Below are 8,641 nucleotides of genomic sequence, written 5' to 3'. Positions count from 1 at the left end.
AGGAATGCTAATCAGGTGAATCAAAGTGAGTCCAAAACCAATTGCCAGTGGTGCAAATCCTTTAGGAGCACGGCTGTCAGTTACACCCAAAATAATCAGCAGAAACATGAAAGTCATCACAACTTCACTAATTGCTCAGTTGAGTTTTCTGATAGTGTGCCCTCGCCTGGTGTTTCTGTTTCTAAATATTCAGGCATATATTCGATTTCTGATTTATTTAAGTCTATGAAAACAGATTTAGTCGGCTTGTCTATTTTTTTTATTCTCTGGCTCTGCAACCGAAATAAAGAAGGATGTTTATCAGCTAACTGCTGACCATATTCTAGACTTTCTTGATTCACCTGGTTAGATATAACTAGGTTTAATCGACGATTAGCATCCACAATTAAATCATGAACTACTCCTACTAGCTGACCTTGTGGATCGAATACAGCAAAATTGCTTACCTTCTTTCTTAAATCCGTTAATGAGGTGCTAGTCTGAGAGTCAGAGTTCGCCTGTCCAATGTTTTTTATCATCGGTTGGCTATTCATAGTGCAAAGTTTATGAACTGTTTTCTAGTTAGCTAAATTAAATGTATCAATCATCTAAATACCATTTAGAAAATGTTTGCGATCGATGTATTTATCTAACTCATATTCAGAGAATATTCGCAATCCAAAATCTAAAGTTGTATTAGTTATTGGAAGCACAGGTAAAGCTAATTTTACAGCCTCACCTGTACTGTGTCGAATTAATTATTAGTCATTAGTTGCTAACTAATGACTTTGTTATTTAGCGTTCTTCAACGGGAAGATTACCAGAATTCACATCTAACTCTTCACGACGGACGGTTTCTTGAGTTTCAACTGTGTCTTGATCCACCACTTTTCTAACTCTGACTTCTTCACGCAAAAATGCTTCTTTGCGAACTTCAGGAGTTTCTTCATAGATTTCTACGCGAGCAACTTCGCCTTCACGGAAGTCTGCTTCGCGCCCAGAAATGGCAGTACCTGCATCTGCTGGAGTTACACGCTCAATCACAACTCGCTCTCTTTCTACTGGCACTGAAACCCGTGCAGTATCAGTCTCAACGTGCTTGCCAATCGTTACTTCTCCAGTTTTTTGGCGGCGTTTACTGGCAATTAGTCGTTCTTCATACAATCTCAGAGTTTGATGATCTTGCTCATTTAACCCGAATAAAGAAGGCTCTTGTTCGTAATTGTAGCTATCACGATTGTAAGTTGGCGTAACCGGCTGCTGATAGGTTGTATCCACTGGTGATGTCGCTTCCAATGGGAATAATGCATCTACAGGTTGAATGTAGTCTGCGGGTTGGCGATATACCCCACGCACCCTTTCTTCATAATCATAATCAAGCGTTTGACGCTCATTGAATTCAGGTAAATCTTCTGCTTGCTCTCTAGTCAAGCCAATTGTGTAGACGCGATCAACATTATAGTCGATACGGGCACGACCAATTGGTAGTAACACTTTTTTACCAAAAATCCAGAAGCCTAAATCAACGACTAGATAGCGGAAATGACCTTCTTCATCCACTAAAACATCGCTGACAGTACCAACTTTTTCATCAGTTCCTTGTGTATAAACGCCAAGTCCATTAAGATCACGACCTTCAAAGGTATCGCGGTAGTTAGGCTCAAAATCTTGTAATTTGTACAGAACCATTATATTTTCCTCGAAAATTTTCTTTACCATCTCCTATTAACTAAGTTAGACATTTAATCATTTGTTTACCTCCTTCTGGCGAATGAATTCTTTCAAAAGTTCAATAATCAAAAGTTATAGATATTTTATGATGGCACAAAGAAATTTTACCTTTCTATATCGTTACTAATGTAAATTTTTTAAAACGTTAAATTCCCGGCTTCTTATATCATGTCCAGCTAAAGACTTATCATTAGGACTGCAAGGGGGCAGTTCTTGCTGGGAGCAGGGAGAGAAATTTTCAGGTTCTTGCACAGATACACTGAATCATAACTAATCAGGCGGACATGATATTAGAGAAATCGGGAATCTTGTTGTTTAATACAAAAACACAGGCAGAGATAAAAATTAACTTTGCCTGCATGATTATTTCAGATAAGTCTACCAAACAAACTTATTGACCAGCTACTTAAATAGCTTCATGTGTAGTTGTACCATGTTCCTGAATCTGTAAATTACCCTCAGTATCAACATCTAACTCTTCTCGACGAATGGTGTCTTGTGCTTCCACAGTGTCCCGTTCTACTACTTTCTTAACTCTGACTTCTTCACGCACAAAGGCTTCTTTACGTATCTCAGGCGTTTCTTCGTACACTTCTATACGTGCTACTTCTCCTTCTTGGAACTTAAGTTCATTGGAATCTACAGTCTTTCCTGCTTCTGTTGGCACAAGTCGCTCAATTATAACTCGTTCTTTTTGAATAGGTACTGTAACGCTTGCTGTTTCTGTTTCAATGTGCTTACCAACTGTTACTTCTCCAGTTTTAATGCGCTGTTTGCTGGCAATTAATCGTTCTTCATAGAGTTTAAAAGTTTGATTATCTTGATTATTCAACCCGTATAAAGCTGGTTCTGTTTCGTAATTATATGTATTGCGATCGTAAGTTACACCGCTACTTGGAGAACGAAATACACTACGGACATTTTCTTCGTAATCATGATCAACGACCATGTTTTCTCTGTACTCGACTAAACCTTCTACTTGGTGTCTGCTTAATCCATCAACATAGACGCGTCTTGCAGGATAGTCTATCCGGGAAAGACCAATTGGTAGTAATATTTTCTTACCCAAAAAATCTGAGCTTGTATCAATAACTAAATACCGGAAATGGCCATGATCATCAACTAAAACATCCGCCACTGAGCCAACTCTGTCTCCTCCTTCAGTGTAAAGATCCAGAGCTTTAACGTCGTCTCCGTCAAAAGTTTCTCGATAGTTGGGGTCAAAATGTTCAAGTTTGTGAAGAGGCATACGCTGTTTCTAGTTTTTTTATAAGGTTTCTTTTTTACTGTAAAAAATATTCTGCTCAGTTTCCTCCTGCTGGCGACTGAATTGCAAGTGAGATATTTTATAGTTTATAGTTCATACCTTATGAGCTAAATATCAAGTTAAACACTCAAGGTAATCAATAGGAGTATGACTAAAGTCATATAAAACTCTATATAGGAATCGTATTTGATTTTTGAAATTATCTACGTAGGCGGGGAGTGGGGAGTAGGGAGTAGGGAATAAGGAATTAGGCTTTTCGAGTTGTACCGAGCTTTTTCAGAAATCAAATATTAGTCCTATATGTTCATTCGTGCCTCATTTAAGTGAGAACCGCTATATTGCATTTATTCCGCCACAGTTCATCCAGCTAATCGACGGTAGCGCCGGCGCACGATAAAACTGGCTCCAATCAAACCTATGCTAATCAGTGGCGTCATAGTTGTTGGTTCTAGAACTTCTTGAGGAACTTCGATAGAACCGCTTACTAAAGCCTGACCCTTCAAAGTAATAGTTTCTCCCAGATTAACTATGTCTTCTTCGGAGAATAATAGTGTGCTTGTAGCGTTTTTGAATATGCCTTCACCATCGGTGATATTTACGACGCCAGAGCCTTTCGCTGTCAGATTTTCAAAATTAACTGAAGCACTAGCATCACTTGTTCCAAATAACTTGTTAGTATTACTACCAAATACAATGTATCCCTGTGGGAAACCTTGGACGCCGAATACCTCTGGATTATTATTAAAAGTCAGATTTCCATTGTCATCAAGCACGGAGTATGTTAGACCCTCGTATAGTCCTAAATCATACGGCGCATCATCACTTAAACCTACCTCAAATACCTTGGAAACGTTGCCTGAGATCGGCTCAATATTAACTGTTGTACGATAATTACCAGTAAATGGATATATGGTTTGTGCTGTAGCTCTCATTGCATCTGAGCAAATGCTAGTGAAAGTGAGAGCCAATGGAACTAGCCACACCTGGAGTGAACGAAGTATCATTTTAAACTTCTAACCTCAAAAACTATTGATTTTGACAACAAGCCGAATATTCAACTTTCGGAAATATGCTACTTTTACAAAAGTCTTTCAATTTGGGTCAATTGTGTGAATTGTTCTCTAGAGGAGACAATCTAAAGATTTTGAAATTAAAAAATTAATGTCAATTGACCCTACGGCATTAGAATTTACAGGATTTAAAATGCAGTTGCAATGAATAATCTTTTGATAAACTTGTCAATTTTTTATTAGTACTGGACTGCCTTTCTAGGGAATTTAAGAATTCCACAGGTTTATTTAGGAAGGCAGGGAGTAGGGAGTAGGGAGTAGGGAATCAGCCTTTTCGAGTTGTACGGAGTTTTTTCAAAAATCAAATAGGAGTCCTATAACACCAAAAGCTCAGAAACCTAACTCCCCTTCCCTTGTACTACGGTGTACACACAAGTCTTGGAAAGTTGCCCCACAGCCTTTTTATTCCCCCAACCCCTCTTGAAAAGCAAAGTTATATCATGTCCGCTTGATTACTTATTAAACCCGAAGAACCCCACCCCGCCAAAGCTACGCTTTGTCTCCCCTCCCCGCTTGCGGGGAGGGGCTGGGGGTGGGGTGCAATGACTATGGGAATCATAACTAATTATGCGGACATGATATTATTTCATTCCCTCAAAGGCTCAAAAAAGACTTGTGTTGTGAACGAAAGCACTTGTGTTGTGAACGAAAGCACTTGTGTTGTGAACGAAAGCACTTGTGTTGTGAACGAAAGCACTTATGTTGTGAACGAAAGCACTTGTGTTGTGAACGAAAGCACTTGTGTTCTGAACGAAAGCACTTGTGTTCTGAACGAAAACAGTTGTGTTCTGAACGAAAACAGTTGTGTTCTGAACGAAAGCAGTTGTGTTGTGAACGAAAACAGTTGTGTTCTGAACGAAAGCACTTGTGTTGTGAACGAAAGCACTTGTGTGTACACCGTAGATTCCCTCGTAGGGAAGGGGGTTATACCAATTCTTTATGAAGATGCACAGAATATTAAACGAACCGCCAAGTACGCCAAGAGCGCCAAGAATAGAGAGTTGCTCATTTAGTGCAGCTTCACATTAAATTGGTATTAGGGGGTTAGGTTTTTCGTGGCTTTTCCACATAACGTGAAAACCCATCCAAATTAATGACATAGACTACTAAATTCTTTCTTCCAAGTAGCGAAAAATTGCACTGTCAAGCGATGGCATAAATTCACCTCGGCTACTACCAAGAACGCTGTAAATTGGGCGGGGAGCAGTTAAACCAAGTTGTTCTGTAGGCAAAGAAATCAGATTGGTGACACTGACTCCAGCTTGTTTAGCCGCTAACCGTGCTAAATCAGCCCAGGCGATCGCACTCTTATTTGCCAAATGCCACAGCCCACACTCGCCATCAATTAATAAATCCAGGCTAGCATGAACCAAATATGGTACATAAGTAGGTGAAACAATTCCATCCTCTGCGGCAATGAAATTATTACCAGCACTAAGCTGACGCAGAGCGATCGTGACAAAATTATACTCATCCCACGGGCCAAAAAATGCACTAGTGCGAATCACCAGCGCTGCCGGATAAGCCTGCAATACCAGCTTTTCTGCCAAAACTTTGCTATGCCCATATACATTCAATGGAGCAACGGTATCAGTTTCGACATAAGGATTAGATACAGCACCATCAAATACCAAATCTGAGGAGAAAGTTAATAGCGGTACATTATGTTCAGCACAAGCAGCAGCTAGAATCGCCGGCCCTTCGGCGTTCACTTGCAGACAAACATGGGGTTCACGTTCGGCATCGTCCACCCGCACGTATCCGGCAGCGTTCACAACCGCCCACGGCTTCAACTGGGTAAGCGCCGCATCTACAGAGGCAGCATCGGTAATATCCATTTCTTGGCGCGTTAGCAGGTGATATGAAATCCCGCGCACTTCGCACAACCGAGCAAAAGCCTTTCCGAGAGTACCTCTGGCACCGACGATCGCCAGGGGACTTATTAATTTTGGATTTTGGACTTCGGCTTCGCTCAGTCGAACGATTTTGGATTTTGGATTATTCGAGATTGTGGGATTTTTTGTACAACAACTAACTGCTGGGTATAATAGGCGCTGTTGTCGATGCCACCAACCAGGGATTTCAAGTAGCGGATGATTTAGTTGATGCCCATTTGCTAGATCCTGCACCATTTTAGCGATCGCTGTCGGTCGAGGATGTGGCGATTCTCCAGAGGAGACGCTACGCGAACGCAAATCAAATACCCCTGGCTCGTAGTAGCCGTTAGCTTTTGTAACTAAACTATTCCAATCGTAGCTGCCAAGGAGCGCCCAAACAGTTACAGCGCGGATATCCACACCCTCTGCTTGTAATTCCTTCGCCGCATTCCACACCTCATAAAGCCAGCGTAGCTGCTCCTCACGTGTGCAGCTAATATGAGCTTCGGTGACAGCAAGGGGCAGGTGATAGCGTTCCCATGCTTCTAGTAACAATGTACGTGGGCCTGCCAAACCCTCAGCACAAACTCGCACCGCCTCTACATCTGCATACTTATCATGCCCATTACCGCCATGCGTCCAAGCTGGATAATTTTCTGTATGCTCATCCAAAAAGCGTTCGCTGGTTAAATAATGGTTAATCCCGATGATGTCAGGAGGACAGGTATTTTGCAAAAATGTCTCAAGTTCAGCCTCGCCAATACCACACTTCTTTAAGTAACCCCACATTGAATGAGTTGGGTTAATTCGACCGCATAATAAATCAAGGCTCAACCAACGGCGATCGTTCTCCAATTCTGCTTGATATTCTAGTTTCGGTGTACTGTAAGTCTTACCTAAATCCTCGGTTTGCACTAGTTGAGCGCTAGGATTGACTTCCCGGATTGCCTTCGTTGCCAAGGCTACTGCGCGACACTCTCCCAACAAAGCACGGGCGAAAGTTAAATCATCCCGTCCGTGAGGATACCAGTGACCATACATTCCACTGAATCGCGCCGTTGTCAGTGGCTCGTTTACAGGCGTGTAATATGTCACCCAAGGATAGCGATCGGCAACTGCACGGGCAAACACTGCTAGTTTCTCTGGAAATTCTGGGTCTACCAAACTTGTATCTCGTGGGCCACTACCATGATGCACTAATCCCACAATCGGACAGATGCCAAGTTCCTGCAAGCGCCCCAGCCTTTCATCAGCCCAAGACCAATCGGCATTTTTTAGCCCATTAGGTGCTATCTTTTCCCACAATACAGGATAGCGGATAGCTTTTATCCCTAGTTCTGCAAACAAATTTAAATCATCTAAGCGCGTTGCATGACCGTTGCGTTCCAACTGGTCTAAATACTCATCACCCACGCGATTAACTGTACATTCTACACCAGCCCACACTTCCAAGGGGAGTTGTGAATTATTCTCTCTCAAGACGTTATTTATCACGTCTTTATTTGAGTTAAAGACAAAAGTCATAATTTACACAACCAAAGCTTTTATTATTTTTATCAAGACTTACGCAAACAATAGCCCAAACCCTTTTTTCTTCTTAGGGGCAATTCATGAATCATTGATAGAAATAGCTTAACTGTTAGCTTCCTCACCCGCCTGGAACTAAAGTTCTTTGGCTTTTAGCTAAAGTCTACTCAAGTAGACTAAAGATTTTTGATATATAAGACTCCGATTTGATTTGTGAAAACATACTGAGACTGGAAAGCTCGTTTTATCAGATTTGTGAAAACATACTGAGACTGGAAAGCTCGTTTTATCAGAGTTTTATCTGAAATTTTGTTCAGAAATCAGATATGAGTCCTATATTTAGTCATCTTCAGATGACTTTTGCTATTAGCAAGGAACTTCAGTTCCTTGCGGGACATGACTTTTACGTTAAGTTGACACTAATGTTCATGAATTGCCCCTACCGCGTGTAGTTTTGCGTAAATCCTACTTTAATATTTCCGCGTTTTGATAACGCAGATATAATGTCTACTATTTGCGGATCGTTGACCACAAAAGCATGAAGAAAAATACAGAATTTAGAATCAATTAATGGAATACTCAGACCCAACAGTTTCTTAGTAACCACTAAATCATCTGCCATTCGGGATAGTTCTGTGGCTGCCTGTAAGGTATTAGTGGTTCCAGTAGTTGTACTTTGAGTATTGAGTGCCACAATTCCAATACTTTTGGCAATATCTGATGTTCCTTTGGCTGCCTCAGCCATATTTCGACCAATTTCATTCGTAGTTGCTGTTTGCTGCTCAATAGCACTGGCGATCGTGCTTTGGAGATCGTTAATTTGATTGATAATACTAGTAATCTGAGTGATGGCTTGAACGGCGCTTTTTGTATCTGTCTGAATTGCTTCAATTCGCAAGCTAATATCTTCAGTAGCATTTGCCGTTTGTTTGGCTAATTCTTTCACCTCGTTTGCGACTACGGCAAATCCTCTACCTGTATCCCCGGCTCTAGCCGCCTCAATGGTAGCATTGAGTGCTAGCAAGTTTGTTTGCCCTGCGATCGAGGTAATCACTTTAATAACTTTGCCAATTTCGATGCTGCTTTGACCAAGTTTGTTAATTGTCTCGTTCGTGCGTTCAGCTGTTTTAACTGCCTCAGTCGTGACCTTTGCTCCTTGGGTAACGGTCTTAGCAATTTCTCGAATGCTA

The 8,641-nt window shown here is 41.3% G+C and carries 6 protein-coding genes and 1 pseudogene; all 7 read right to left on the bottom strand.

Going from position 1 to position 8,641, the window contains the following annotated elements; genetic code table 11:
• Window positions 1–132: pseudogene (locus LC574_RS14115) on the bottom strand (aquaporin); the annotation flags it as partial.
• Entirely contained in the window at window positions 117–518 is a 402-nt protein-coding gene (locus tag LC574_RS14110) for a hypothetical protein (protein ID WP_229454101.1), read from the bottom strand. The gene LC574_RS14110 and the pseudogene LC574_RS14115, both read right to left, overlap by 16 nt.
• Window positions 519–774: 256 nt before the next feature.
• Window positions 775–1,668, bottom strand: coding sequence for a DUF2382 domain-containing protein (locus tag LC574_RS14105; RefSeq protein ID WP_229454100.1), 894 nt, complete (start codon window positions 1,666–1,668; stop codon window positions 775–777).
• Between the two features lie 448 nt (window positions 1,669–2,116).
• Window positions 2,117–2,959 carry a DUF2382 domain-containing protein gene (locus LC574_RS14100; RefSeq protein WP_229454099.1) on the bottom strand — a complete coding sequence of 281 codons (843 nt, stop codon included), beginning with the start codon at window positions 2,957–2,959 and terminating at the stop codon, window positions 2,117–2,119.
• Between the two features lie 377 nt (window positions 2,960–3,336).
• Window positions 3,337–3,909, bottom strand: coding sequence for a hypothetical protein (locus tag LC574_RS14095; protein ID WP_229454098.1), 573 nt, complete (start codon window positions 3,907–3,909; stop codon window positions 3,337–3,339).
• Window positions 3,910–5,153: 1,244 nt separating this feature from the next.
• Window positions 5,154–7,448 carry a family 1 glycosylhydrolase gene (locus LC574_RS14090; RefSeq protein WP_229454097.1) on the bottom strand — a complete coding sequence of 765 codons (2,295 nt, stop codon included), beginning with the start codon at window positions 7,446–7,448 and terminating at the stop codon, window positions 5,154–5,156.
• Window positions 7,449–7,890: 442 nt separating this feature from the next.
• Window positions 7,891–8,641 (bottom strand): methyl-accepting chemotaxis protein (locus LC574_RS14085; protein WP_229454096.1); only part of this gene is annotated, 751 nt, incomplete at its 5' end.

This window comes from Nostoc sp. CHAB 5715 (assembly GCF_020829685.1).
Classification (GTDB): Bacteria; Cyanobacteriota; Cyanobacteriia; order Cyanobacteriales; family Nostocaceae; genus Nostoc.
The sequence above is the reverse complement of the archived record's forward strand: the minus strand, read 5'-3'. Positions and strand labels throughout refer to the sequence as shown.